General features: G+C 71.8%; 26 protein-coding genes and 2 pseudogenes. 21 read left to right on the top strand and 7 right to left on the bottom strand.

The genetic code is table 11. From position 1 onward, the window contains the following. Positions 1-50: 50 nt before the first annotated feature. Complete coding sequence (locus KSED_RS11950; RefSeq protein WP_015780335.1) at positions 51-719, bottom strand: potassium channel family protein; 669 nt, start codon at positions 717-719, stop codon at positions 51-53. Positions 720-745: 26 nt separating this feature from the next. Between KSED_RS11950 and KSED_RS11945 the strand changes: the two genes are divergently transcribed. From KSED_RS11945 to KSED_RS11890, 13 genes are all read left to right on the top strand, one after another. After that, positions 746-1,966 (top strand): acetoin utilization protein AcuC, encoded by a 1,221-nt coding sequence (locus tag KSED_RS11945; protein WP_015780334.1) that lies wholly within the window; start codon positions 746-748, stop codon positions 1,964-1,966. A 176-nt stretch (positions 1,967-2,142) separates the two neighbouring features. Then, positions 2,143-2,241, top strand: coding sequence for a 30S ribosomal protein bS22 (locus tag KSED_RS14365; protein WP_005504750.1), 99 nt, complete (start codon positions 2,143-2,145; stop codon positions 2,239-2,241). Positions 2,242-2,512: 271 nt separating this feature from the next. Further along, on the top strand, positions 2,513-3,883 hold the full coding sequence (locus KSED_RS11940) for a glutamyl-tRNA reductase (protein WP_015780333.1): 1,371 nt from the start codon (positions 2,513-2,515) through the stop codon (positions 3,881-3,883). Beyond that, entirely contained in the window at positions 3,880-4,956 is a 1,077-nt protein-coding gene (gene hemC, locus KSED_RS11935) for a hydroxymethylbilane synthase (RefSeq protein WP_015780332.1), read from the top strand. The genes KSED_RS11940 and hemC overlap by 4 nt, the downstream gene beginning before the upstream one ends. Next, a complete protein-coding gene (locus KSED_RS11930; protein WP_015780331.1) occupies positions 4,953-6,629 on the top strand; it encodes a bifunctional uroporphyrinogen-III C-methyltransferase/uroporphyrinogen-III synthase in 1,677 nt (558 codons plus the stop codon). The genes hemC and KSED_RS11930 overlap by 4 nt, the downstream gene beginning before the upstream one ends. Next, on the top strand, positions 6,626-7,648 hold the full coding sequence (hemB, locus tag KSED_RS11925) for a porphobilinogen synthase (RefSeq protein WP_015780330.1): 1,023 nt from the start codon (positions 6,626-6,628) through the stop codon (positions 7,646-7,648). The genes KSED_RS11930 and hemB overlap by 4 nt, the downstream gene beginning before the upstream one ends. A gap of 97 nt (positions 7,649-7,745) precedes the next feature. Next, positions 7,746-9,086 carry a glutamate-1-semialdehyde 2,1-aminomutase gene (gene hemL, locus KSED_RS11920; protein WP_041291674.1) on the top strand — a complete coding sequence of 447 codons (1,341 nt, stop codon included), beginning with the start codon at positions 7,746-7,748 and terminating at the stop codon, positions 9,084-9,086. Beyond that, positions 9,083-9,859 carry a histidine phosphatase family protein gene (locus KSED_RS11915; protein ID WP_015780328.1) on the top strand — a complete coding sequence of 259 codons (777 nt, stop codon included), beginning with the start codon at positions 9,083-9,085 and terminating at the stop codon, positions 9,857-9,859. The genes hemL and KSED_RS11915 overlap by 4 nt, the downstream gene beginning before the upstream one ends. Before the next feature lie 26 nt (positions 9,860-9,885). Continuing rightward, positions 9,886-10,497, top strand: a complete 612-nt coding sequence (locus KSED_RS11910; protein WP_015780327.1) for a TlpA family protein disulfide reductase — start codon at positions 9,886-9,888, stop codon at positions 10,495-10,497. Continuing rightward, positions 10,498-11,313, top strand: a complete 816-nt coding sequence (locus KSED_RS11905; RefSeq protein WP_015780326.1) for a cytochrome c biogenesis CcdA family protein — start codon at positions 10,498-10,500, stop codon at positions 11,311-11,313. After that, the gene (gene resB, locus KSED_RS11900; RefSeq protein ID WP_015780325.1) at positions 11,313-13,010 is read left to right on the top strand and encodes a cytochrome c biogenesis protein ResB; all 1,698 of its coding nucleotides are present in this window, start codon (positions 11,313-11,315) and stop codon (positions 13,008-13,010) included. Before KSED_RS11905 ends, resB begins: the two co-directional genes overlap by 1 nt. Continuing rightward, positions 13,010-13,903, top strand: a complete 894-nt coding sequence (gene ccsB, locus KSED_RS11895; protein WP_015780324.1) for a c-type cytochrome biogenesis protein CcsB — start codon at positions 13,010-13,012, stop codon at positions 13,901-13,903. Before resB ends, ccsB begins: the two co-directional genes overlap by 1 nt. Positions 13,904-13,906: 3 nt before the next feature. Next, entirely contained in the window at positions 13,907-14,260 is a 354-nt protein-coding gene (locus KSED_RS11890) for a DUF4229 domain-containing protein (RefSeq protein WP_015780323.1), read from the top strand. 14 nt (positions 14,261-14,274) lie between these two features. On the opposite strand, the gene KSED_RS11885 is transcribed toward KSED_RS11890, so the two are convergent. From KSED_RS11885 to KSED_RS11875, 3 genes are all read right to left on the bottom strand, one after another. Next, the gene (locus tag KSED_RS11885) at positions 14,275-15,078 is read right to left on the bottom strand and encodes a hypothetical protein (protein ID WP_143827386.1); all 804 of its coding nucleotides are present in this window, start codon (positions 15,076-15,078) and stop codon (positions 14,275-14,277) included. Between the two features lie 196 nt (positions 15,079-15,274). Next, positions 15,275-15,862: a hypothetical protein gene (locus tag KSED_RS11880; protein ID WP_015780321.1), complete on the bottom strand. Its 588-nt coding sequence runs from the start codon at positions 15,860-15,862 to the stop codon at positions 15,275-15,277. 219 nt (positions 15,863-16,081) lie between these two features. Continuing rightward, positions 16,082-16,981, bottom strand: a complete 900-nt coding sequence (locus KSED_RS11875; RefSeq protein WP_015780320.1) for a 1,4-dihydroxy-2-naphthoate polyprenyltransferase — start codon at positions 16,979-16,981, stop codon at positions 16,082-16,084. 162 nt (positions 16,982-17,143) lie between these two features. On the opposite strand from KSED_RS11875, the gene KSED_RS14975 reads away from it, so the two are divergent. From KSED_RS14975 to KSED_RS11860, 3 genes are all read left to right on the top strand, one after another. Beyond that, a complete protein-coding gene (locus KSED_RS14975) occupies positions 17,144-17,656 on the top strand; it encodes a hypothetical protein (RefSeq protein WP_169307800.1) in 513 nt (170 codons plus the stop codon). A 91-nt stretch (positions 17,657-17,747) separates the two neighbouring features. Then, positions 17,748-17,981 carry a type II toxin-antitoxin system RelB family antitoxin gene (gene relB / locus KSED_RS11865; RefSeq protein ID WP_015780318.1) on the top strand — a complete coding sequence of 78 codons (234 nt, stop codon included), beginning with the start codon at positions 17,748-17,750 and terminating at the stop codon, positions 17,979-17,981. Continuing rightward, complete coding sequence (locus KSED_RS11860; protein ID WP_015780317.1) at positions 17,965-18,231, top strand: type II toxin-antitoxin system RelE family toxin; 267 nt, start codon at positions 17,965-17,967, stop codon at positions 18,229-18,231. The genes relB and KSED_RS11860 overlap by 17 nt, the downstream gene beginning before the upstream one ends. A 1-nt stretch (position 18,232) precedes the next feature. Here KSED_RS11860 and KSED_RS14970 read toward each other — a convergent pair whose 3' ends face one another. Continuing rightward, entirely contained in the window at positions 18,233-18,370 is a 138-nt protein-coding gene (locus KSED_RS14970) for a hypothetical protein (RefSeq protein WP_015780316.1), read from the bottom strand. 4 nt (positions 18,371-18,374) lie between these two features. Next, positions 18,375-18,521: a hypothetical protein gene (locus KSED_RS14965; protein ID WP_169307799.1), complete on the bottom strand. Its 147-nt coding sequence runs from the start codon at positions 18,519-18,521 to the stop codon at positions 18,375-18,377. 437 nt (positions 18,522-18,958) lie between these two features. On the opposite strand from KSED_RS14965, the pseudogene KSED_RS11850 reads away from it, so the two are divergent. The 3 genes and pseudogenes from KSED_RS11850 to KSED_RS11840 form a co-directional block, all read left to right on the top strand. After that, positions 18,959-19,183, top strand: a pseudogene (locus KSED_RS11850) (hypothetical protein); the annotation flags it as partial. A 61-nt stretch (positions 19,184-19,244) separates the two neighbouring features. Further along, positions 19,245-20,594: an IS256 family transposase gene (locus KSED_RS11845; RefSeq protein WP_015779415.1), complete on the top strand. Its 1,350-nt coding sequence runs from the start codon at positions 19,245-19,247 to the stop codon at positions 20,592-20,594. Between the two features lie 36 nt (positions 20,595-20,630). Next, a pseudogene (locus KSED_RS11840) lies at positions 20,631-21,764 on the top strand (ISL3 family transposase); the annotation flags it as partial. 14 nt (positions 21,765-21,778) lie between these two features. On the opposite strand, the gene KSED_RS11835 reads toward KSED_RS11840, so the two are convergent. Next, a complete protein-coding gene (locus tag KSED_RS11835) occupies positions 21,779-23,086 on the bottom strand; it encodes an ISL3 family transposase (RefSeq protein WP_012801719.1) in 1,308 nt (435 codons plus the stop codon). Between the two features lie 232 nt (positions 23,087-23,318). Here KSED_RS11835 and KSED_RS11830 point away from each other — a divergent pair, with 232 nt between their 5' ends. Together KSED_RS11830 and KSED_RS11825 are read left to right on the top strand one after the other, a co-directional pair. Beyond that, positions 23,319-23,546 (top strand): hypothetical protein, encoded by a 228-nt coding sequence (locus KSED_RS11830; protein WP_015780315.1) that lies wholly within the window; start codon positions 23,319-23,321, stop codon positions 23,544-23,546. Beyond that, positions 23,543-24,634 (top strand): SagB family peptide dehydrogenase, encoded by a 1,092-nt coding sequence (locus KSED_RS11825; RefSeq protein ID WP_015780314.1) that lies wholly within the window; start codon positions 23,543-23,545, stop codon positions 24,632-24,634. The genes KSED_RS11830 and KSED_RS11825 overlap by 4 nt, the downstream gene beginning before the upstream one ends. Positions 24,635-24,636: the final 2 nt, after the last annotated feature.

The following is a 24,636-nucleotide window of genomic DNA, read 5'->3' as shown; positions in this document are numbered from 1 at the left end:
CGAGCACACCTGACCCGCACGCGGCACCGCCGGTGCGGGTCAGCTGCGTCTCAGGGGCGGGAGGCCAGCCGTTCGATGGCGGTCACCGGGCCGCTGACGATGATGGAGTGGTGGCGGCCCACCATCGTGCCGGGGACGGCGTGGTGGAAGTCCTCGCCGGGTTCCTTCACGCCCACCACGGTGACGCCGTAGCGCGAGCGCACCTGGCTCTCGGTGAGGGTCTTGTCCAGCATCTCGGTGGGCGGGGTCATCTTCACGATGGCGTACCCGTCGTCGAACTCGATGTAGTCGCGCAGGGTGTCGTTCACCAGGTGGGCCACCCGCCGGCCGCTGTCGGCCTCGGGGAAGACGACGTGGTGCACCCCGATGCGCTCCAGGATGCGGGCGTGCTCGTCGCTGACGGCCTTGGCCCAGATGCTGGGCACCCCGGCGTCCACGAGGTTGCCGGCCGTGAGCAGGGAGGCCTCCACCGACGACCCGATGGCCACGACCGCGATGCGGAACATCTCCGGCTTGGCCTGCGCGAGCTCTTCTGGGTCGGTGGCGTCCAAGGCCAGGACGTGCTCGAACCGCCGGTGGTGCCGCTCGGCCAGCCGGGGCCTCTCCTCGATGGCGTGCACCCGGTAGCCCAGGGACTTCATCTCCGAGGCCACCGCCGTGCCGAACCGGCCGAGCCCGATCACGAGGGTGTCCTCGTCGTAGAGCCGGTGACGCTGCATGCTCTTCCTCTCGGTAGCGTGTCGTCATGGACGACGCCGAACGGGCCCAACATCCCGCGGACCACCCCGACGAGCGGGGGTGGATGGTGTGGGACTCCGCCTTGGTCAAGTATGACTTCGGCCCCCTGCACCCGATGAACCCGTTGCGGCTTCAGTTCACGCACGACCTGGCCGAGGAGCTCGGGGTGCTCCAGGGGCTGCACGTGGTGCCCCCGGTGATGGCCACCGACGAGGAGCTGCAGACCGTCCACCACGCCGAGTACGTCGAGCACGTGCGGCAGGTCTCGGCCGACCCCGCATCCGCGGACGGGGCGCTGGGCATCGGCGACGAGGACTCCCCGGCCTTCGCCCACATGCACGAGGCCTCGGCGCTGGCGGCCGGTGGCAGCCTGGTGCTGGCCGACGCGATCATGGACGGACGGACTCGGCGCGGGGTGAACATCGCCGGGGGTTTGCACCATGCCATGCCCGGGCGGGCGGCGGGCTTCTGCATCTACAACGATGGCGCCCTGGCCATCCAGCGGATGCTCGACCGCGGGGCCGAGAAGATCGTCTACGTGGACCTGGACGTCCACCACGGGGACGGTGTGGAGGCAGCCTTCTGGAACGACCCGCGGGTGGTGACCGTCTCGGTGCACGAGACCGGGCGCGTCCTGTTCCCGGGGACGGGTTTCCCGGGGGACGTCGGTGGGCCCGACGCCGTGGGCTCGGCGGTGAACCTGGCCCTGCCCCCGGGCACGGGCGATGCGGCTTGGCTGCGCGCGGTGCACGCCATCGTCCCGCCGCTGGTGCACGCCATCGAGCCGACGGTGCTGGTGACCCAGCATGGGTGCGACGGCCACGCCAAGGACCCGCTGGCCCACCTGGGGCTGTCCGTGGAGGCCCAGGTCGCCGCGATGGGGTCGATGCGGGAGCTCGCCGGGTCGGTCACCGAGGGCCGGTGGCTGGCGCTGGGCGGCGGTGGGTACTCCATCACCGACGTGGTGCCGCGCAGCTGGAGCGCGCTGCTGGCCGTCGTGGCCGGCAACGAGCTGGACCTCTCGCTGGACACGCCCGATGGGTGGCGGGCGCGGGTGGAGGAGATCACCGGGGAGTTCCCGGCCACCCTCGGCGACGCCGGGGGCGACTGGCCGTGGTGGCGCAGCTGGGAGACGGGCTACGACCCGGAGTCCGCCGTCGACCAGGCCGTCATGGCGGCCCGGGAGGCGACCTTCCCGCACCACGGGCTGGACCCCTGGTTCGACTGAGCGGGGAGGGGACGTGGCCCCATCCGGACACTGCCCGCGCCGGCGGCGTGTATCCTTGGTGATCACCGTCTTCGAGTCCGTGCTCCACGCCCGTGGCGCAGAGCAGGACTCTTTGTCCGTCGTGAGGCCTCCATCCACGAGAGGGGCCGAGGTACACCCCGAAAAGGATGTGAAGCATGGGTTCCGTCATCAAGAAGCGTCGCAAGCGGATGAGCAAGAAGAAGCACCGCAAGTTGCTGCGCAAGACGCGCCACCAGCGCCGCAACAAGAAGTGAGCTGCAACGCCCTCCGACCACACCGGGTCGGGGGGCGTTCCGCTGTGCGGGGCGGGGGCCCCGGGGCGTCGGAGGGCCGCGCCGGGGCCGTGCGGCGGGTGCTCAGGGGGCGCGTGATTTCGCGAACTACGACGGAGCAGCGTAGAGTGGGGGGTGCTGTTCGCGACGCCGGGCGCATCTGGTATAGCGCCCCCTCGAGCCCCTCCCACCCCTGTCCGCGGGGTCGAGACCCTGGCGCGCGAACCCGCTGAGAGGAGTCGGTGATCCCCCGGTGAGCCTGCTGGTCATTGGTGCGTCGCACCGCAGTGCGTCCATGGACCTGTTGGAACGAGTGGCGCTGGGGGACGACGCAGCAGGCGAGCTCGCCGCAGCCGTCCAGGCCGGTGACACGATCTCCGAGGCGCTGACCGTCTCCACCTGCAACCGCCTCGAGGTCTACGTCGAGGCGTCGGCCTTCCACGGCGCCGTGCACCACATCGGCCACAACCTCGCCGACATCACCGGGGTCCGGCTGCCGGACCTCTCCCAGCACCTGTACGTCCACTACGAGGACCGCGCCGTGGGCCACGCCTTCTCGGTGGCGGCCGGCCTGGACTCGATGGCCGTGGGCGAGGGGCAGATCCTCGGTCAGTTCCGCACGGCCCTGCGCCGTGCCCGTCGCTCCGGCCGGGCGGGGACGCACCTGGGGGGCCTCTTCGACCACGCGCTGCGCGTCGGGCGCCGCGCGCACGCCGAGACCGAGATCGATGCGGTGAGCCGCTCGCTGGTGCAGCGCGGTCTGGAACGCGCCGAGGCGCGCCTGGGCAGCCTGGTCGGCAAGCGCGTCGTCGTGGTGGGCGCCGGGGCCATGAGCTCGCTGGCCGCCATGACCGTCGCGCGCCAGGTGCGCACCGACCTGCACGTCGTCAACCGCACCCGGGCCACCGCCGACCGCCTGGCGACCGCCACCGGCGGGACGGCCCACGACTGGGACGAGCTCGCCGGCGTGCTGGCGGACGCGGACGTGGTGCTGACCTGCACCGGTGCCACGGGCGCCGTCATCGAGGCCCCGCTGGTGCGTTCGCTGCCGGAGCGCGACCGGGTGTTCGTCGACCTGGCCCTGCCCCGCGACGTCGCCCCCGAGGTGGCCGACCTGCCCCGGCAGGTGGTCGTGGGCCTGGACGCCCTCGACTCCGGTGGTGAGGAGGACCAGGCCGTGGAGGCCCAGGTGCGCGCCGTCCGCGAGCTCGTGGAGTCGGAGGTGGCGGCCTTCGAGATCGCCCGCCGTCAGCTGGAGGTCGCGCCGACCGTGACCGCCCTGCGGCAGTCCGCGCGCTCGGTGATGCTGGCCGAGATGGAGCGGCTCGACCGGCGCCTGCCCGACCTGGACGAGGCCAGTCGGTCCGAGGTGGAGCGCGCGGTGCACCGCATCGTCGACAAGCTGCTGCACACCCCCAGCGTGCGCGTGAAGGAGCTGGCGGGGGACCCGCGGGGCGACTTCGCCGGCGCCCTGCGCGAGCTGTTCGACCTCGACCCGCACGACGCGGTCAACGTGTCGGCGCCCCCGGCCACGGGCCCCCTGCCGCTGCTGGGGGAGACGGCCCCGGGCATGGAGGGGCTGCGTCTGGACACCCTGTTCGACGAGCAGGGGGGTGCCCGGTGAGTGCCGCGCAGGAGACCGCCGCCGGGGCGCAGGGCCGGGTGGTCCGGCTCGGGACGCGCCGCAGCGACCTGGCCACCACCCAGTCCACCCACGTGGCGGACGCGCTGCGTGCCCGCGGTCACGAGGTCGAGCTGGTGCTGGTGACCACCGAGGGCGACGTCAACCGGGCCCCGCTGAGCCGCATCGGGGGCACCGGCGTGTTCGTCAGCGCCCTGCGCGACGCGCTGCTGGCGGGGGAGATTGACATCGCGGTGCACTCGCTCAAGGACCTGCCGGTGGCGCAGCCGCAGGAGCTCGTCATCGCCGCCGTGCCCGAGCGGGAGGACCCTCGTGACGCACTGGTGGCCCGGGACGGCCTCACCCTGGAGACGCTGCCGGCCGGCGCGCGGGTGGGCACCGGCTCCCCGCGCCGCGAGGCCCAGCTGCGCGTGGCCCGCCCCGACCTCGAGGTCGTGGATCTGCGCGGCAACGTGCCGCGCCGGTTGGCCACGGTCGCCGAGGGCGAGCTCGATGCCGTCGTGCTGGCCGGCGCCGGTCTGCGCCGCCTCGGCCTCACCGAGCACGTGACCCAGTGGCTGGAGCCGCAGGTGATGGTGCCGGCCCCGGGGCAGGGCGCGCTGGCCGTGGAGTGCCGCAGTGACGACGCCGAGAGCATCGCGATGCTGGAGCCGCTGGACCACCTACCCACGCGCACGGCCACCACGGCCGAGCGTGCCGTCCTGGGCACCCTCGAGGCCGGGTGCTCCGCGCCGATCGGTGCGCTGGCCCGCCACGACGGTGCCCGCGTGGACCTGATGACTTTCGCCGGCCCTCGCGACGGCAGCCGCGCGCTGCTCGAGGCCGACTGCGCGCGCGGCGTGCCCGCCGGCCACCCCGCAGACACGCCAGACGACACCCCCGCAGACACCCCCGACGACAGCAGGAACGACGACCGCGTCGCCCTGGACACCGCCGCCCGTGAGCTGGGCCGGCGGGTGGCCGAGGCGCTGCGAGGTGGAGGGGCCGACGTCCTCCCCGGCGTCGGAGAGGTTCCTGCCCACCCCGACCCGACGTCCCCGAAGGAGAACTCGTGAGCACCGCCCCGAGCACCCAGCCCACGCCCACGCGGGTGGGATGCCCCGCGCCCGCTGCCCGCATCGCCTTCGTCGGCGCGGGCCCCGGCGACCCGGGCCTGATGACCGTCCGCGCCACCCGCATCCTGGCCATGGCCGACGTCGTGGTGGCCGACGAGGGCCACCTGCAGGACGACTTCGTGGAGTGGATGCGGCCGGACGCCGAGTTCATGACGGTGCCCGCGGCCCAGGCCGAGCTGACCGCCGTCTCGCGGGCGAAGGAGCTCGTGCAGACCACGCAGGGCGCCGTGAAGGACGCGGCCGCGCGCCGGGCCGAGCAGGGGATCACCCGCGAGGGCCAGGTGCTGGTCGCCCGCATCGTGGACGGTGACCCGTCGATCTTCTCCTCGCTGGGCGTCGAGGCCTCCGTGGCCCGCAAGGCCGGCATCGAGATCGAGGTCGTGCCCGGGGTGTCCGCCATGCAGGCGGTGCCCGCCTACGCGGGGGTGCCGATCGCGACCGGCACCAACCGGGCGGTGCACGCCATCGGCCCCGGTGGCCGGGTGAACCCCGCGCTGCTGGACGACGAGGACTCCACGGTCGTGCTCATCGGCACGCCCGAGGAGGTCGCCGCCCACGCCGCCGCGCTGGTCGGGGCCGGCCGGGACGCCGCGCTGCCGATCGCGCTGACCACCCGGGGGACGACCGCGCACCAGAGCACCATCATCAGCACCTTGGGGGACGTGGCCGAGGGCTCCGCGGAGGTCTCCGCGGACGAGGTGGTGGCCACCATCGGCGCCTGTGTCGGCGACCGCGACACCCTCTCCTGGTTCGAGACGCGCCCGCTGTTCGCCTGGCGCGTGCTGGTGCCGCGCACCAAGGACCAGGCCGGCCCGATGGTGCACGCGCTCTCCGAGCGCGGCGCGACGGCCCACGTGGTGCCCACCATCAGCGTGGAGCCGCCGCGCTCGCCGCACCAGATGGACAAGGCGATCAAGGGCCTGGTGACCGGCACCTACGAGTGGATCGGGTTCACCTCCGTGAACGCCGTGCGCGCCGTGAAGGAGAAGTTCACCGCCCTGGGGCTCGACGTGCGGGCCTTCGCCGGCCTGAAGATCGCGGCCGTGGGCGGCAAGACCGCCGACGCGCTGCGGGAGTGGGGCCTGGAGCCCGACCTGGTGCCCAGCGGCGAGCAGAGTGCCCGCGGGCTGCTCGAGGACTGGCCGCCCTACGACGACGTGCTCGACCCCATCAACCGCGTCTTCCTGCCGCGCGCGGACATCGCCACCGAGGTGCTCGTCTCCGGGCTGCAGGAGCGGGGCTGGGAGGTCGACGACATCGTGGCCTACCGCACCGTGCGGGCGACCCCGCCCCCGGCGCCGGTCCGTGCGGCGATCAAGAACGGCACCTACGACGCGGTGCTGTTCACCTCGAGCTCCACGGTGCGCAATCTCGTGGGCATCGCCGGCAAACCGTCCCCGAGCACCGTCGTGGTCGCGATCGGCCCGGCGACCGCGCAGACCGCGGCCGACCTGGGCCTGCGCGTGGACGCGGTGGCCGAGGAGGCCAGCAGCGAGGCGGTCATCGACGCGCTGACCGACTTCGCCCGTGGCCGGGCGGAGGACGCCGTGGCCGAGGGCAGGCCCGTGACGCGGCCCTCCCAGGAGGCCCCCAAGCGCCGGGCCCGCCGATGACGGCCGGCGCCGGGGCGCTGCCGACCGGCGGGCGGACCGTGCTCGGACCGCACCGTCGCCCGCGCCGCCTGCGCGGCACGCCGGCCTTCCGGCGCATGGTCGCCGAGACGCGGCTGGCGCCGGAGGACCTCGTGCTGCCCGCCTTCGTGCACGAGGGGGACTCCCCGCGCGACATCAGCTCGATGCCGGGCGTGCAGCAGCACACCGTCGAGGGCCTGGTGGAGCTGGCGCTGCACTGCCGCGACGCCGGGGTGGCCGGGATCATGCTCTTCGGCGTGCCGGACCACAAGGACGCCGAGGGCAGCGGTGCGACCGACCCCGACGGCATCCTGAACCGGGCCACCCGCGCCGTGCGGGACGCCGTCGGCGACGACCTGCTGGTGATGACCGACCTCTGTCTGGACGAGTTCACCGACCACGGCCACTGCGGCGTGCTCGACGCCGACGGCCGGGTGGACAACGACGCATCGCTGGAGCGCTACGCCGAGATGGCCGTGGCGCAGGCCCGCGCCGGGGCCCACGTGGTGGGGCCCAGCGGCATGATGGACGGCCAGGTGGTGGTCATCCGCGAGGCGCTCGACGACGCGGGCTTCACCGACGTGGTGGTGATGGCCTACACGGCCAAGTACGCCTCGGCCTTCTACGGCCCCTTCCGGGAGGCCGTGGCCTCCTCGCTCAGCGGCGACCGCCGGACCTACCAGCAGGACCCCGCCAACGCGCGGGAGAGCCTGGTGGAGCTCGCGCTGGACGAGGCCGAGGGCGCTGACCTGGTGATGGTGAAGCCGGCCCTGGCCTACCTGGACGTGGTGGCCTCGTTGCGGGCCGCCACGGACCTGCCGGTCGTGGCCTACCAGGTCAGTGGTGAGTACTCGATGATCGAGGCCGCTGCCGCGAACGGCTGGATCGACCGCCGCGCCGCCGTGCTGGAGGCGCTGCTGAGCATCCGCCGGGCCGGTGCCGACGTGGTGCTGACCTACCACGCGCTCGAGGCCGCCGGCTGGTTGCGCGAGCAGCGCTGAGGCCCGCTCCACCCCGCCGGTGGCGGCCGCCCCTGCGGGGTCGCGGCCCCACCCGCTGTGCAGTGAACTCTCAGGAAGGATTCATACCCTCGTGACCATGCCTGCCCCCCGTGACCCCCAGCCCTCGGGGCACCCTGCGAACACCCCCGTCGTCGACGCCAGCGTGGCCTGGATGGAGCGCGGCCGGGCCGTGATCCCCGGCGGCGTGAACTCCCCGGTGCGCGCCTTCGGTGCGGTCGGTGGCGAGCCGCGCTTCATCACCTCGGCCAAGGGTGCCCTTCTCACCGACGTCGACGGGAACGAGTACGTCGACCTCGTGGGCTCCTGGGGCCCGATGATCCTGGGCCACACCCACCCCGAGGTGCTCGATGCGGTGACCTCGGCCGCCGCCCGCGGCTTCAGCTTCGGCACGCCCAATCCGCACGAGGTGGAGCTCGCCGAGGAGGTCGTCGCCCGCATCGAGCCGGTCGAGGCCGTCCGGTTGGTGAACTCCGGCACCGAGGCGACCATGAGCGCGTTGCGCCTGGCCCGCGGTTTCACGGGGCGCGAGAAGGTCATCAAGTTCTCCGGCAACTACCACGGGCACGTGGACGCGCTGCTGGCCGCGGCCGGATCGGGACTGGTCACCTTCGCGCTGCCGGACTCGGCGGGGGTGCCTGCTTCCAGCGCGGGGCAGACGATGGTGCTGCCCTACAACGACGTCGCCGCCCTGGAGGCCGCCTTCGCCGAGCACGGTGACGAGCTGGCCGCGGTGATCGTGGAGGCCGCCGCCGGCAACATGGGCGTGGTGCCGCCGACCGCCGAGTTCGAGCAGGCGATGCGCCGCCTCACCCGGCAGCACGGTGCCCTGCTCATCTCCGATGAGGTGATGACCGGTTTCCGCGCGAGCCCGACCGGGTGGTGGGGCCTGTCGCAGATGGGGGACGCGCCGGACCTGTTCACCTTCGGCAAGGTCGTGGGCGGCGGCTTCCCGGTGGCGGCCTTCGGTGGCCGTGCGGACGTGATGGGCCACCTGGCCCCGGCCGGGCCGGTCTACCAGGCCGGCACGCTGAGCGGGAACCCGGTCGCAGCCACGGCGGGCCTGACCACGCTGCGCCTGTGCACCGACGAGGTGTACGCGGCCGTGGACCACGCCCGGGAGGTGCTGACCGCGGCCGTCACCGACGCCTTCACGCGCCACGGCATCGCGCACACCATCGGCCGTGCGGGGACGATGTTCAGCGTCTTCTTCGGCGAGGAGCCGGTGCACGACTTCGCCACGGCCCAGCAGCAGGACACCGCGCGCCACGCCGATTTCTTCCACGCCATGCTGCGTCGTGGCGTGCACCTGCCCCCGAGCGCCTTCGAGGCCTGGTTCGCCTCGGCGGCGCACACCGACGAGGTGCTCGACCGCATCATCGAGGCCCTCGACGCCTCTGCCCAGGAGATCAGCGCATGACCCGTGGACCGATGCCGAGCCCGGGCCCGGAGCAGCAGCGGGCCCGCACGACCGACCGGCCCGTCGACGGCGGACCGCAGCACCTCGGCGAGGAGGGGACCGGCGCCCCGCAGCCGGTGCGGCACGACGGCCGCGTGGACCGCACGCTGGTGCATGTGGTGCGCCACGGCGAGGTGCACAACCCCGAGGACATCCTCTACGGGCGCCTTCCCGGGTACCACCTGTCCGAGCGCGGGCGCGCGATGGCCGACCTCGTGGCCGAGGCGCTGGCCGGTCGTGACATCGCCCTGCTGGTGGCCTCCCCGTTGGAGCGCGCCCAGGAGACCGCCGCCCCCATCGCGCGCGCGACCGGGCGCACGATCGAGACGGACGTGCGCGTCATCGAGTCGGAGAACAGCTTCGAGGGGCGACAGGTGACCGCCAAGAAGGGCGCGCTGAGCGAGCCGCGGAGCTGGCCCTTGTTGTGGAACCCGCTGCGGCCCTCCTGGGGCGAGGCCTACAAGTCCATCGCCGCGCGCATGGACGCGGCGCTGCGGGAGGCCGCCCGGGCGGCGCGGGGGCACGAGGCCGTGATCGTCAGCCACCAGCTGCCGATCTGGACGCTGCGGAGCCACCTGGAGGGCCGCCCGCTGACGCACGATCCCCGCAAGCGCGAGTGCTCGCTGGCCAGCGTGACCACCTTCGACCTCACCGGCGACGAGGTGCACGCCGTGTACTACAGCGAGCCCGCGGCATCGCTGCTGCCCGGCGCCTCGTCGGTCCCCGGGGCATGAACGCCCCGCGGAGGACCGGTGGCGGCATGCTCCCCGGTGACAACCCCTCGCGCCGCCTCCTGCTGACCGGGGGAGCGGCCGGTCTGGGCACGCTGCTGCTGTCCGCCTGCGGCGAGGACGGGGGCAACACCGTGACCGGACGTGCCCGGGGCGAGGGCGACGCTGGGTACATTTCGGGCGACGGCACCGTGGAGCAGGTGGCCGCGGACCAGCGCCGTGACCCAGTGACGCTGGTGGGCCAGACCCTGGACGGCAAGGACTTTGCGCTGGACCAGGTGGAGAAGAAGGTCGTGGTGCTCAACACCTGGGGCTCGTGGTGCCCGCCCTGCATCGAGGAGATGCCGGTGCTGCAGGAGTTCTGGGAGAACTACGCCGAGCAGGACGTGCTGCTGCTGGGACTGGTGCAGCGGGACAGCGTGGAGACCGCCCAGGCCTTTCTGCGCTCCCGCGAGATCACCTACCAGAACCTGCGCGACAACGGGGGCGGCACGCTGCGTGGTCTCCAGGGCGCCACGGCTGCGACGCCCACCACGCTCGTGCTCGACGCGCAGCGGCGCATCGCGGCCCGGGTGTCCGGGCCGGTGGAGCTGTCCACGCTGACCACGCTGGTCGACGACGTGCTCGCCGAGGACGCCTGAATGGCGGACCTGTCCCTGCTGGCGCCGCCGGGCGCCCTCGTGCTGCCGGCCCTCGCGGGAGGGGTGCAGGACACCATCGCCTCGGGCTTCCTGCCGTGGGCGATGGTGCTGGCCTTCGCTGGGGGCGTGGTGAGCTTCGCGTCCCCCTGCGTGCTGCCGCTCGTGCCGGGCTTCCTGGGGTACATCACCGGGCTCGGCGGCGTGCAGGCCGAGGGCACGCCGGCCGCGGGACGGCCGCGTCTGGTGCTCGCCAGCATGCTCTTCGTGCTCGGCTTCTCGGCGGTCTTCCTGGCGCTGAGCGTCGTGGTCAGCGGTGTGAGCATCGCGCTCTCGGACGACCGGGCGCTGCTGGTGCGGCTGGGGGGCGTGGCCGTGCTGGTGATGGGGGCCGTGATGGCCTTCGGGCTGGGCGGCCGGGAGTGGAAGGTGCGCTGGCGCCCCGCGGCGGGCCTCGCCGGTGCGCCGCTGCTTGGCGGCGCGTTCGGGCTGGGCTTCTCCGCCTGCATCGGGCCGGTGCTCGGCGCGATCCTCGCGCTGTCGACCTCGCTGAGCGGCTCGGGTGACGCGATCACCCGCGGCGCGGTGCTGGCCGGGGCCTACAGCCTGGGGCTGGGCCTGCCGTTCGTGCTGCTGGCCGCGGGGATCTCGCGCCTGGCGGGGGCGTTCGGGTGGCTGCGTGACCACCACCGGGCGATCAGCATCGTCGGCGGGGTGGCCCTCATGGTCCTCGGGGTACTCATGGTGGCCGGGGTCTGGGACCGCGCGATGGTGTGGCTGCAGACCGAGTGGATCTCCTCCTTCAGGCCGGTGATCTGATGCGGGGCACCCTGCGCTGGGCCTGGAGCCAGCTGACGAGCATGCGCACGGCGCTGCTGCTGCTGATGCTGTTGGCCGTCGCGGCCGTCCCGGGGTCCATCTGGCCGCAGCGGTCGGTGGACGCCGCCGCCGTGGACCGCTACGAGCAGGACCACCCGAAGCTGGCCCCGGTGCTGGACGCGCTGCAGCTCTTCGACGTCTACTCCAGCCCCTGGTTCGCGGCGATCTACCTGCTGCTGTTCACCTCGCTGGTGGGCTGCATCCTCCCGCGCACGCGGGTGTACCTGCGGGGCTGGCGCCAGCGTCCCCCGGCCGTCCCGCGGCGCATGACGCGGATGCCCGGCAACCGCGTGCTGGCCGTGCCCGGCGCCACCGCCGCCCCGGCCGCCGAGGTCGACGGGGTGGCCGACGCCATCGCGGCGATGGGGCGCGCGCGGCGCTACCGGGTGCGCGAGGAGTCGCCCCGCGAGGGCGTGCGCGAGGTCTCCCTGGAGACCGGTATGTTGCGCGAGCTGGGCAACCTCATCTTCCACACGAGCTTGGTGGGCGTGCTCATCAGCGTGGCCATCGGCTACCTGTTCGGGTGGCGGGCGGAGGTGCTCGTCGTCGAGGGGGACGAGTTCACCAGCAGCAACGGGCGGTTCGACACGCTCAACGCCGGGCCGTGGGTGGACACCCGTGACCTGCCGGCCTTCCGGCTCGCGGTCGATGCGGTGGACGTGGAGTTCGAGACGAACGCCGACGCCGGCCCGGGCCAGTTCGGCCAGCCGCGCTTCTTCGAGGTGGACGCCCGCTTTGACGACGGCGACGGCGAGCGGGCGCAGAAGCTGCGCGTGAACTCGCCGCTCTCGGTGGGGGGCGCGCGCATCTATCTGCTGGGCAACGGCTACGCACCCCAGGTGAGCGTCCGGAACGCCGAGGGTGACCTGGTCTACCGCGAGGCCTCCCCGATGCTGGTGCAGGACAACCAGTACACCTCCAGCGGGGCCTTCAAGATCTCGGCCTCCGGCACCGACGAGCAGATCGGCCTGGCGGGGCTCTTCCTGCCGACGCAGGCGATCACCGCCGACCGCGGCCCCCACTCGACCTTCCCCGGCCTGGCGGACCCGGCACTGGTGATGACGGCCTGGGAGGGCACCCTCTTCCCGGGCGGTCGTCCCCAGTCGGTGTTCACGCTGCAGACCGACCAGATGGAGCAGGTCGAGGGCGAGGACGGCACCCCGGTGCGCATCTTCCTGCGGCCCGGTGAGACCTTCCAGCTGCCCGACGACCGGGGCGAGGTGGCCTTCGAGGAGGTCAAGCGCTTCGCCGGCCTGTCCGTGTCGCACGACCCCGGGCAGGTGCCGGCGCTGGTGTTCTCGATGGTGGGCCTGGCCGGCCTGATCATGACGCTGACCATCCGTCGTCGCCGGTACTTCTTCCGCGTCACCGGCGGCACGGCTCCGGCCGGGCCGGGCGAGGTGCACCCGGGTGGGGCTCACCCCATCGAGGTGGACATGGCGGGTCTGGCGAAGGGGCACGACCCCACCGTCAGCGACGGCGTGGACTCGCTCGAGAAGGACCTGCGCAAGCGGCTGGGGCTGCCTCCCGCCGAGGACGCGACCCCCGCGGGCGGAGCCACCGGCCCCCACCCGACCGACGACCCCGACGCAGGTGGCGGACCCACCGGCCCGCGTCAGACCCCCGAGGAGAAGTGATGAACGTGCTGGCAACCGCGCCGGTGGTGCTGCCGATGGCTGTGGACGAGCCGATGGCCCGCACCTCGGACATCGCGCTGGTGGTGACGATGAGCATCCTGGCGCTCTCGATGCTCGCCTACACCGGGTACCTCGCAGCGGCGGACGGTCGACGCTTCGGCACCGCGGGGCAGTTCCTCGCCTGGGCCGGGACGGCGGCGCTGATCGTCACGATCGCCACGCGCGGGCTCTCGGTGAGCCGCGCCCCGCTGGGCAACATGTACGAGTTCGCCCTGGCGGCGGCCGGCTTCGCGATGCTGGGCTTCAGCCTGTGGAGCGCCGTGCGTGACACCCGGTGGCTGGGGCTGTTCGTGGTGGGCCCGGTGCTGCTGGTGCTGGGAGCGGCCGCCACGGCCTGGTGGACCGAGGCCTCCCAGCTGATGCCCTCGCTGCAGAGCTCGTGGCTGGTCATCCACGTGACGGTGGCGACCTTGTCCATCGGCGTGTTCATCCTGGGCTTCGCCCTGGCGGTGCTGTTCCTGCTCAAGCGGCGGCGGGAGGAGTCCGGCGGCAGCTGGGGGCCGGCCTTCCTGGACCGCGTGCCGGGCGTTGACCGGCTGGACAAGTTCACCTACTCGGCGCACATCATCGGCTTCCCGCTGTGGACGTTCACGCTGGTGGCCGGCGCCATCTGGGCCGAGCGTTCGTGGGGCCGTTACTGGGGGTGGGACCCCAAGGAGGTCTGGACCTTCGTGATCTGGGTGGTCTACGCCGCCTACCTGCACGCCCGCGCCACGGCCGGGTGGACGCGCCACGCGGTGTGGTTGGCGATCGCCGGATTCGTGTGCATCATCATCAACTACGCCATCGTGAACGTGTACTTCGTTGGCTACCACTCGTACTCGGGGATGTGACCGATGCTTCGCTACTCGCTGCTGCGGATCCTGGTGTTCCTGTTCTTCCTGCTGGGCTTCTTCCTGGTGCTCGAGCTCGCGGACGTCGAGCTGGGGTCGATGGGGGTCTTCTGGCTCGTCGTGGCCGCCGCCCTGGCCTCGATGGTGGCCTCGCTGTTCCTGCTGAAGGCGCCGCGGGCGGACTTCTCGGCGCAGATCGACGACGCCATCGCCAAGCGTGAGGCCGCCAGATCGCGCAAGCACGCGGTCTCCGACGAGGCCGTCGAGGACGGCACCTACGACGAGCAGGCGGGGCGCCCCACCGGCCGTGGTGCGCGCCGCCGCGCCGATGAGGGCAGCGGCGACGACTTCGTCTGAGGGCGGGCGGCCACTCAGGAGGCGCTGAGGACCGCCACGTCGAACGAGCCCTGGCCGGCGGGCGTGTTGACCCGGTAGCCGGTGGTCTTGCCGGGTGCTCGCAGGGTGAAGTCGCGGCGCCCGGTATTGCAGGGGATGGTGCGGGGGGTCCCGACGGTCTCGAGTTCCCTGCCGAGGAGCACGACCTCGATCTGGCCCGTGCCCGAGCACTGCGCGGCGAACCGGACGGTGGGTCCCGACTGACTGAAGAAATTGGTCGGGGAGGCCTCGCGCTCGTCGAACTCCCCGCTCATGCCGCTCAGGAACTCCTCCTCGGGGTCCAGCAGCTCCTCGGCGGGGCGCGCGCTCACCGTGTAGCCCACCTTGCTCCCCTCCGGGACGACCACGATGAGGGACGTGTCCCCCGGGGTGGCCTCCACCATGAAGGAGATCGTCTCTGCGTCGGGGCAGGTGAACGGTTCGCTACCCAGGAGCACCTGCACGTCCTCGGTGCCCTCGCAGGTCACGTCCACCTGCACCTGCCCGAACGACGTGCCCTTCAGGATGTCGTGCTTGCCGGGGCCCAGCGTCGTGGGCCCTGCGAGCAGGCGGGCACCGTCGTTCGGGCCCTGCGGGGAGGGCTCAGCCGCGCCGTCGGACGAGGTGCTGGGCGGGCTCGGGATCGACTCACTGGACGGGCTCGACTCGCTGGGCGGGCTCGGGCTGGTGGACTCGGACGGGCTGGGGCTCGTCTCGCTGGTGGCTGACTCCTCGCCATCGGCGGTGCAGGCACTCAGGACGAGGCAGAGACTGACAAGGAGCGGAACGGCACGGCGCATGAAGGCCCCCTGGTGGTCGTTCGGGTTCCCCCGGTCGGCGCAGTGCGCTGACTCGCCCAGCATGCAGCACACCGGGGCTGCACGGCCGGGCCGTTGCCGAATTGTGACCTGAGGCCCCCACCGGTCCGCGCCCTCAGGTGGCCCGGGGCGCCGACCGGTCCCGCTCAGTGGCTCTGGATTCCGCTCTGGATCCCGCTCAGTCGTTCTCGATGGCCGCGACCTCGAAGGTGGTGGGCTGGGAGGTCGCGACGATCAGGACGGACGAGAAGGGCTTGGCGCCCTGCAGCGTCACGTCGTGCCGCTCGCCGTCGCAGGGCAGCAGCTGCGGCTTGCCGGGGCGCGCGCTCTCGAGGTCCTTGGCCAAGGGCTGCAGCGTGAGCTTGCCCTTGCCGGTGCACCGGGCGGCCAGCTCGGCGGAGTTCACGCCGTCATCGGTGAAGGTCATCCACTGGGGGGCGCCCTGGACGGTTCCCTTGAGGCTCTCCTCGGCCTCCTCACCCTCGGCGAGCAGCGCCCCGGCGAAGGGGGCGGTCGCGCCATCGGCGTCACCGGACGGGGTGGGCTCGGCGGTCTCGCTGGCGTCGTCGTCGGTCTCGCTGGCGTCGTCGTCCGAGTCGGCGGGCTCGCTCGCGTCGTCGGAGTCGTCGGTCTCAGCCGGGCTCGACGCGGACGTGGACGGGCTGTCGTTGGGGCTGGTGGACTCGTCGGAGTCCCCCTCGCCGCCGCAGGCAGCGAGGACGAGACTGAGGCTGAGCAGGGAGGTGACGGTCAATGAACGGCGCATGGAGTGCCCCCTCGGGAGGTTGTGACGCGGTCCCGGCGCTCTGCCGGCGCGCAGCCGGCTGGCTGCCGACTGCTTTCCATGGTTGCTGAGACACCGGGGAGAATCCACCCCGCGGCGTCCCTTTCGCCGGATTATGGGCAAACTCTCAGCCAGTTCCCACCGAGGCGCTGTCGGTGCGGGCAGTCACCGGCACGGCCTCCCGGCGCCCCGGACCGCGACTCAGCGACCGGCCCACCAGAGGCCGAGGCCCCACAGCAGGCCCAGGGCGAGTTGGAGCCGTCCGGTCTGCCCCAGCACGCCGATCAGCGACCGCCCGCGCGCCCGCTCCAGGACGGACCGCACGGGCGCAACGGCCAAGGGCAGGGCGAGTAGGCCCAGGACCGCCGGGGTGTGCACGAGGCCGGAGGCCAGCACCATCACGAAGGCCAGCGCGATGAGGCCGGCATACAGCCGCCGGGTGCGCGGCGCCCCGAGCCGCACCGCCAGGGTGACCTTGCCGGAGGCTGCGTCGCCGTCGATGTCGCGGAGGTTGTTCGTGAGGTTCAGCGCCGCGGCCACGGCCCCGATGCCGACGGCGCCGGCGAGGCCCGCGAGGTCGATGGCGCCTGCTTGCGTGAACTGGGTTCCGAGCACGGCCACGAGTCCGAAGAAGACGAACACCGCCACCTCGCCCAGTCCGCGGTAGCCGTACGGGTTCTTGCCGCCGGTGTAGTTCCAGGCCGCCCAGACCGCCGCCACGCCGGCGAGCAGCAGCCACCAGGTGCCGGAGAGCAGGCAGAGCAGGACGCCGGCCACCCCGGCCACCCCGAAGCAGGTGAAGGCCGCGCGCTTCACGGTGCCGGGTGCGGCCAGCCGCTGGCCGACGAGGCGTACCGGGCCGACGCGCTCCTCGTCGGTGCCGCGGATGCCGTCGGAGTAGTCGTTGGCGTAGTTCACGCCCACCTGCAGGGCCAGGGCGACGACCAGGGCCAGCAGGGCGAACCCGAGGTGGCCGGCGTCGCCGTGGCCCGCCTCCTCGCGCAGGGCGAAGGCGGCACCGGTGCCCACCGCCACCGGTGCGACGGCCGCGGGCAGGGTGCGGGGGCGGGCGCCGTCGATCCACTGGGCGAGCGTGGCCATGGTCCTCCTGGGCAGGGGCGGGCGCGCCCTCGCAGGGGCGAGCGGTGGGTGGGTGTCCGGGCGCCGGTCGGTCCCGGCAGCCGGTCGATTCTCCCACCGGTGGCAGCCGGGAGCGCCAGTGGGCGGGCGGGCATGGCCATCAGGGGGGGCTACGGTCAGACCATGGAGCGGATGCGTGGGTGGGGAGTGCTGGCCGCGGCCGGCGTCGCGATGGTGTGCGGCACGGTCGCCGGGTGCGGGGGCGAGGAGGATCCCGCGGTGGAGGGCTCGCCGGGCGCCTCGGCGTCCTGGACGCACGGACTGCTGGAGCAGGAGACCCGGAAGGGCGAGCCGCTCCGCATCGTCACCGTCGAGCCGAACCCCGGCGAGGGAGACGGTGCCCTGCTCGCCGGGCGCCTCGTGAACGTCGACGGGTGTGTCCGGGTCGACACCGGCCAGGGGGACCCGGTGCTGCCGATCTTCCCGCGCGACGCCGTGCTCCTGGAGGGCGGGAGCGTGGAGGGGGATCTGCTGTACGTCACCCAGAAGGGGCAGCCGCGCTACATCGGGACGCCGGAACGCCTCGGGGACGAGGTGGAGCTGGGCGGCGGGCTGAGCGACGAGGTCCCGGAGGAGGCCGAGGTCTGCGGCGAGGGCCCGGTCTTCCACGTCGTCGCCGAGCCGATGGAGGACTGACTCAGGGGCGTCGAGGGTGTGGGCGCGGGCAGGACGCGCAGCGTGTGACGGCGATACACTTGACTACCCGTAGTCAACGTGGGGAGCCGCCATGACCGTCGCCACCTCCGTGAAGCTGTCCGACGAGACCGGCCGCAAGCTCGAGCAGCTGGCCGCCGCCACCGGGCGCTCGAAGTCCTACTACCTCCGCGAGGCCGTGGAGACCCACATCGACCGCCTCCTCTACGAGTACGGCATCGTCCAGCGGGTCGAGGATGTCCGCGCCGGCCGCGAGGCCACCTACGGTCTCGACGAGGTGGAGGCGGATCTTGGCCTGGACCGTTGAGGTCTCGGCGACGGCGCGCAAGGCGCTGAAGAAGCTGGACCCACCGGTGGCCCGCCGCATCGTCCGCTTCCTGCGGGAGCTCGAGGCGCTGGACGATCCGCGGGCCCGAGGCAAGGCCCTCACGGGGGTTCTGTCCGGGCTGTGGCGCTACCGGGTCGGGGACCACCGGGTCATCTGTGACGTGGACGACGAGGTCCTCGTCGTCCACGTCATCGAGGTCGGGCACCGCTCCTCGGTGTACGACGACTGACTCAGGCGATCTCGTCGGGCCGCTCGGCGAGTCGACGCAGCGCGGCCCGGTCGTGCTTGCCCGGGCCGGTGAGCGGCATCGCCTCGGCGGTAGCGTTCGGTGGATTGGCGGTGGGGGTGGTTTCGGGAGCGGTCACCATGACCTCAGTAGTACCAGGGGGGCGCCGACCTGTCCGGGTCGCGCTTCTCCGTCGCCGGGGTGGCCAGCCGCTGGCCGACGAGGCGCGCCGGGCCGATCCGCTCCTCGTCGGTGCCGCGGATGCCGTCGGAGTAGTCGTTCCCGTAGTTCATGACCACCTGCAGCGAGAGCGCCACCACGGCGCGAGGAACGCCAGCCCGAGGTGCCCCGCGTCCTCCTCCCCGACCTCGCAGCACACAGCGTGTGCGCGGCCCGGTGCCCACCGCCCCGGGCGCGATCGCCGCCGGCAGGGTGCGCGGGCGGGGCCGTCGATCCACTGGGCGAGCGTGGTCATGCTCGAGGGGCCCTCCTGAGTGTGTGGGGGTTGGGTGATTGTTCCACCGGGACGCGCTGGTGGCGGGCCTCGTCTCAGAGGGGCGTCCACGCCTCTGAGCGATGGAGCGGCCACAGCAAATCTGTTGAGACCCCTTGCTCCTCCCTTGGGCTGGTGTTAACTGGCTCTTCCCAGATGAGGGTGTAGGCGACGCAGCAGCCGTGGTGGGAGGGCGCGGCGCGTCGGTGCCCGGATAGTGGTCGAGGCCTTCCGAGGATGGAAGTTCTCACACTGCCCATCCAGGAAGACCTCGACGTGCCCGACGCTACCTTCGCGACCCCTGATGTGACGACTTTCTGCCGCCTCGACGAGCTCGGTCTCGTGGTCGTGGGCCAGCAGGGACAGCCGGACCGCGCGGTGCTCCTGTGCCGCGTCGAAGAGGACGATGCGGCGCGCTGGTGCCGGCGCTGCGGCTGCGAGGGGAGGGCGCGGGACACCGTCACCGGGCCTGTCAGATGGTCTGTGTAAGCCGTACTGAGAGGAACGGTGAAGGATCATGAACATGACTGACAAGGAGCAGCGGGCTGGTGCCCAGCCCTCGGGGCAGGACTTGGTGGAGGAGTTGAAGGCTTCGGGGCAGTTGGACGGCTTGTTCGCGCAGATCGATGCCGGGCAGGTTGAGCTGACCGGGGATGGTGGTTTCGTCCCGGCGTTGGTGAAGGCTGCCCTGGAGCGTGGGTTGCAGGCCGAGCTCAGCAGTCACCTGGGCTACGAGAAGGGCTCGGTGGACGCTTCAGCGCACAGCAACTCGCGCAACGGGTCCACCCCGAAGACGGTCGCCTCAGAGGTGGGATCGATCGAGTTGGACGTCCCCCGGGACCGGGACGGGTCGTTCACTCCCCGCCTGGTCCCCAAGGGTCAGCGTCGGCTGGGCGGGTTGGACGACATGATCATCAGCCTCTACGCCGGGGGCATGACGATCCGGGAGATCCAGCACCACCTGGCTGGCACGATCGGCACCGAGCTGTCCCACGAGACGATCAGCAAGATCACCGACGCGGTCGCCCAGGAGGTGCTGGCCTGGCAGGTCCGGCCGTTGGAGGAGTTCTACCCGGTGCTCTACCTGGACGCGATCCGGGTCAAGATCCGCCAGGACCATCAGGTGCTCAATCGGGCGGCCTATCTCGCGGTCGGTGTCGATCTGGAGGGTGTCAAGCACGTCCTGGGGATCTGGGTCCAGGACACCGAGGGATCGGCGTTCTGGGCTCACGTGTGCGCCGACCTGGCCAACCGTGGCGTGTCCGACGTGCTGATCGTGTGCTGCGACGGGCTCAAGGGGCTGCCAGAGGCGATCGAGGCGACCTGGCCGGACTCGATGGTCCAGACCTGCGTGGTCCACCTGATCCGCGCGTCCACACGGTTCGTGTCGTACACCGACCGCAAGAAGGTCGCCAAGGAGCTCAAGCCGATCTACACCGCCGCCACCGAGCAGGCCGCCAGAGCCGCGTTGGAGGACTTCGCGGCCAGCGAGATGGGCCGGAAGTACCCCTCGGCGGTCGCGACCTGGCAGGCAGCGTGGGAGCGGTTCGTCCCGTTCCTGGCCTTCCCGCCGATGCTGCGGCGGGTGATCTACACGACGAACTCCATCGAGTCGTTGAACTATCAGCTGCGGAAGGTCACCAAGTCCCGCGGGCACTTCCCCTCGACCGACGCCGCGGTCAAGCTGCTGTGGCTGGCGATCTGCAACATCGAGGACCGACGAGCCGCTGAACGAGCCCGTGAGAAGGGCAAGCCGGCGGCCGAACGCAAGGCCAAGGGCCGCCTCGTCCAGGGCCAGGTCGTCACCAACTGGAAACAGGCACTGGCCCAACTCGCAGCGGCCTACCCCGACCGAATCAACCCCTACCTGTGAACACCCCCGCTTACACAGAAACCTTGACAAGCCCCCGTCACCAGGGAGCTGGCCCACGAACCGCTGGGGTGGCGGCCGACCACGCTGTTGCTCACGGTCCGCCGCTACAAGTGCACCGGCTGCGGGCACGTCTGGCGGCAAGACACCACCCGTGCCGCCGAGCCCCGAGCGAAGCTGTCCCGGACCGCGCTGCGGTGGGCGCTGGTCGGACTCGTCTGCCAACACCTCACCGTTGCTCGCCTCGCCGAAACTCTCGCCGTCTCCTGGGACACAGCCAACGCCGCTGTGCTGGCCGAAGGCCAGCGGCTCCTGCTGGACGACCCGACCCGATTCGATGACGTGAAGGTGATCGGCGTCGACGAACACGTCTGGCGTCACACCCACCGCGGCGACAAGTTCGTCACCGTCGTCATCGACCTCACCCCGGTCCGCGACAAGACCGGGCCATCGCGGCTGCTGGCCATGGTGGAGGGCCGCTCCAAGGAAGTGTTCAAGACATGGCTCGCTGCCCGGCCCAAGGCCTGGCGCGACGGCCTCGAAGTCGTCGCCATGGACGGGTTCACCGGCTTCAAGACCGCCACCACCGAAGAGCTCCCGCAGGCCGTCGCCGTCATGGATCCCTTCCACGTCGTCCGCCTCGCCGGCGACGCCCTCGACCGCTGCCGGCGCCGGGTCCAGCAAGAACTGCACGGCCACCGCGGCCGCAACACCGACCCGCTCTACAGATCCCGACGCACCCTGCACACCGGCGCCGACCTGCTCACCGACCGCCAGACCCAACGCCTCACCGCCCTCTTCGGGGACGACGACCACGTCCAGGTCGAAGCCACCTGGGGCATCTACCAGCGCATGATCGCCGCCTACCGACACCCCGACCGCACCGCAGGCCGACAGGCCATGAGCAACCTCATCACCAGCCTGACCTCCGGCGTCCCCGCCGCGCTCACCGAGCTCGTCACCCTCGGCCGCACTCTGTCCAAGCGGGCAGAGGACGTCCTGGCCTACTTCGACCGACCCGGCACCAGCAACGGCCCCACCGAAGCCACGAACGGTCGCCTCGAGCACCTCCGCGGCTCCGCCCTGGGCTTCCGCAACCTCACCAACTACATCGCCAGAAGCCTGCTCGAGACAGGCGGATTCAGACCCCAACTACACCCTCGATTGGGATGAGCCTACGTGGCTCTTCACGAACGAGGGTGTAGCGCGGGTCTGAACCCTCCGGCTTCGAGCAGCGACCGAGCGATGTAGTGGGTGAGGTTGCGGAAGCCGAGGGCGGAGCCGCGGAGGTGTTCGAGTCGCCCGTTGATGGCCTCGGTCGGGCCGTTGCTGGTGCCGGGGCGGTCGAAGAACGCGAGGATGTCGCCCGCCCGCTGCTTCATGGTCCGGCCGAGCTTGCGGACCTCGACGAGCGCCGCGGGAACGCCGCTGCTGATCGCAGCGATCACCTCCTGCATCATCGCCTTCGCTTTCTTCTTGTCGGGCTCCCGGTAGGCCGCGACGATGCGCTGGTAGATGCCCCAGGTCGCCTCGACCTCGACGTGCTCCTCGCTCGCGAACACTGCGTCCAGGCGTGCCCGCTGCCGGTCGGTGAGCAGGCTCGCCCCGGTGTGCAGGGTGCGGCGGGCTTTGTAGAGCGGGTCGCCCTTGAGCCCGCGGTGACCGGTGGTGTCTTGCTGGACCCGACGCCGGCAGACATCCAGCGCGTCGCCGGCGAGGCGGACCACGTGGAACGGGTCCATGACGGGGACGGCGTCGGGGAGTTCCTCGGCGGCAGCGGTCTTGAACCCGGCGAAGCCGTCCATCGCGACCACCTCGATCCGCTTCGCCCAGTCCGCGGGGCGGGCGGCGAGCCACTGCTTGAACACCGCCTTGGAGCGGCCCTCGACCATGTCCAGCAGCCTCGCCGGCCCGGTCTTGTTCCTCGCGGGCGTGAGGTCGATGATCACGGTGACGTACTTGTCGCCCAGCCTCGTGTGTCGCCAGACGTGCTCGTCGACACCGATCGTGGTGACCCCGTCGAACCGGGCGGGGTCGTCGATCAGGCGCCGCTTGCCTTCCGCGAGGACGGCGGCGTTCGCGGCACTCCAGGACACCCCGAGACCTGCGGCGACGCGGGTGACGGTGAGGTGGTCGATGACGATGCCCCGCAGCGCCCACTCCAGGCCGCCGCGGGAGATCTTCGCACGCGGCGCCGCTGCCCGCGTCATGTCCTGCCGCCACGTGCGCCGGCAGTGTCCGCACCGGTACCGGCGCACCCGCACCAGCAGGGTCGTCGGCCGGTGCCCGAACGGTTCATGCGCCAGCGGGCGCGTCACCGTGTCCCGTGGCACGCCCTCGACACCGCACTTCCGACACCGCGGGTCGTCCTCGACGACGCGGCATTCGATCGTGGCCCGATCCGGCTCGATCAGCTGGCCGACGGCGACGAGGCCGAGCTCGTCGAGGCGGCAGAACGTGGTCAGGTCAGGGGTCGCGAAAGTAGGGTGGAGCACGTCGAGGTCTTTCGGGATGGCGAGCGTGAAGAACTTCCATCATCCGGGAGACCTCGACCCCTACCCGGCCACCGACGCGCTCAACCGACTACACCCTCGTTCGTGAAGAGCCGCATACGTGGCACATGAGTCGGAACTGCGGGTTTTCATCGTGGGTGGGGTGCTCCTTGCCTACCGGGTCTCAGGAAAACCGAACGCAAGGTCCCTGTGGGATGATTCGGAGGCGGTTCGGGTGGAATCCGTTGATCTGGGCGAGTGTCTGGCTGGGCGCGTTCGGTCCTTCGTTGCGGAGCACCGGGTGGATCTCGGGGCGATCGATTTCCTGGTGCAGGAGGATGGGACCCCGGTCTTTCTGGAGATCAATCTCGTATTCGACTGGCGGTACTTCCAGAAGAATGCCGGAGACACCCGGGTGAGCGATGCCCTGTGTGAGTATTTCGAGGGGGCGGTCCGAGCGTGAAGCTGAGCCTCTCGCGTTTCGGCAGCATCTTGGTGGGGGAGGCTGGGCTGGTCTGGGACGACCCCCTGCGTCACCGCCAGATTCCACTGGACCAACAGGGCCTGGAGGCCATCCGGTGGTTCGCTGACGCCAAGGGGTCGGTCTCAGAACGTGCTCGGGCTGTCGAGCAGCTGGGGGAGGATCTGGTGACTGCCTTGGAGGCGCTCGAAATTGTCCTGAGTGAGGTCTCTCCACGTCATCGTCGGGAGAACCTGCTGCTGCGTAGTTGGGGGGAGTGGTCCACCCACGCCCGGATGTACCACTTCGCGACGCGGGTGGAGGTGGGTGAGGAGTTCGCCTCGACCGCCCAGAATCGTGCGATGCTCCGTCACAAGCGGATCGAGGAGCCACCGCCCTCCCGCTTTCCGCACGTGGAGGCCAACGCCCTGGCCCTGCCGGTTCCCGGTGCTGTGCCGGGAACGCCATGCATTGACGTTCTGCGCACCCGGCGCACGGTGCGCCGCTTTGCAGGCCAGCCCCTTGGGGGCGCCGTCCTGTCCACTCTCCTGAAGGAGGCGGTGGGACTCTCGGAGGCGCGGCAGCGCAGTCGAGGCGACCGGGACTATGAGAACTTCTTTCGCAGCGCGCCGTCAGGGGGCGCCCGTGTGTCCACCGAGGTGTACCTCGTGGCCAGATCGGTCCGGGGCCTTCCGCCGGGCGGATATCGGTATAACCCGCTGGACCACACGGTGACCCCGGTGGGCAGGCCCCTCCCGGACGAGGAACTGGCCCATGCGCTGGGTGGGCAGACCTGGTTCTTGGACTGTCCGGTTCTGCTCGTGTACGGCGTGGACCTCCCGAGTCTGGTGTGGAAGTACCCCCATGCCCGCGCGTATCGGGTGGGAATACTGGATGTCGGGCACCTCAGCCAGGCGGTGCTGATGACCGCCACCGCGCTGGGGCTCGGGGCTGGTTTCACGGCGGCCTTCAGGGAGTCGGTCCTGGAGGGGGCTCTCGGGGTGGACCCAGCGGTCAACGCCTTGGCAGGCGTGTGCGGTATCGGGCATCCGTGGGACAACGACCCGCAGACTCAGGGTCTGCATGAGTGAGG

This window comes from Kytococcus sedentarius DSM 20547, assembly GCF_000023925.1.
In the GTDB taxonomy this organism is placed as follows: Bacteria; Actinomycetota; Actinomycetes; order Actinomycetales; family Dermatophilaceae; genus Kytococcus; species Kytococcus sedentarius.
This window is presented reverse-complemented; position numbering and strand designations above follow the sequence as displayed.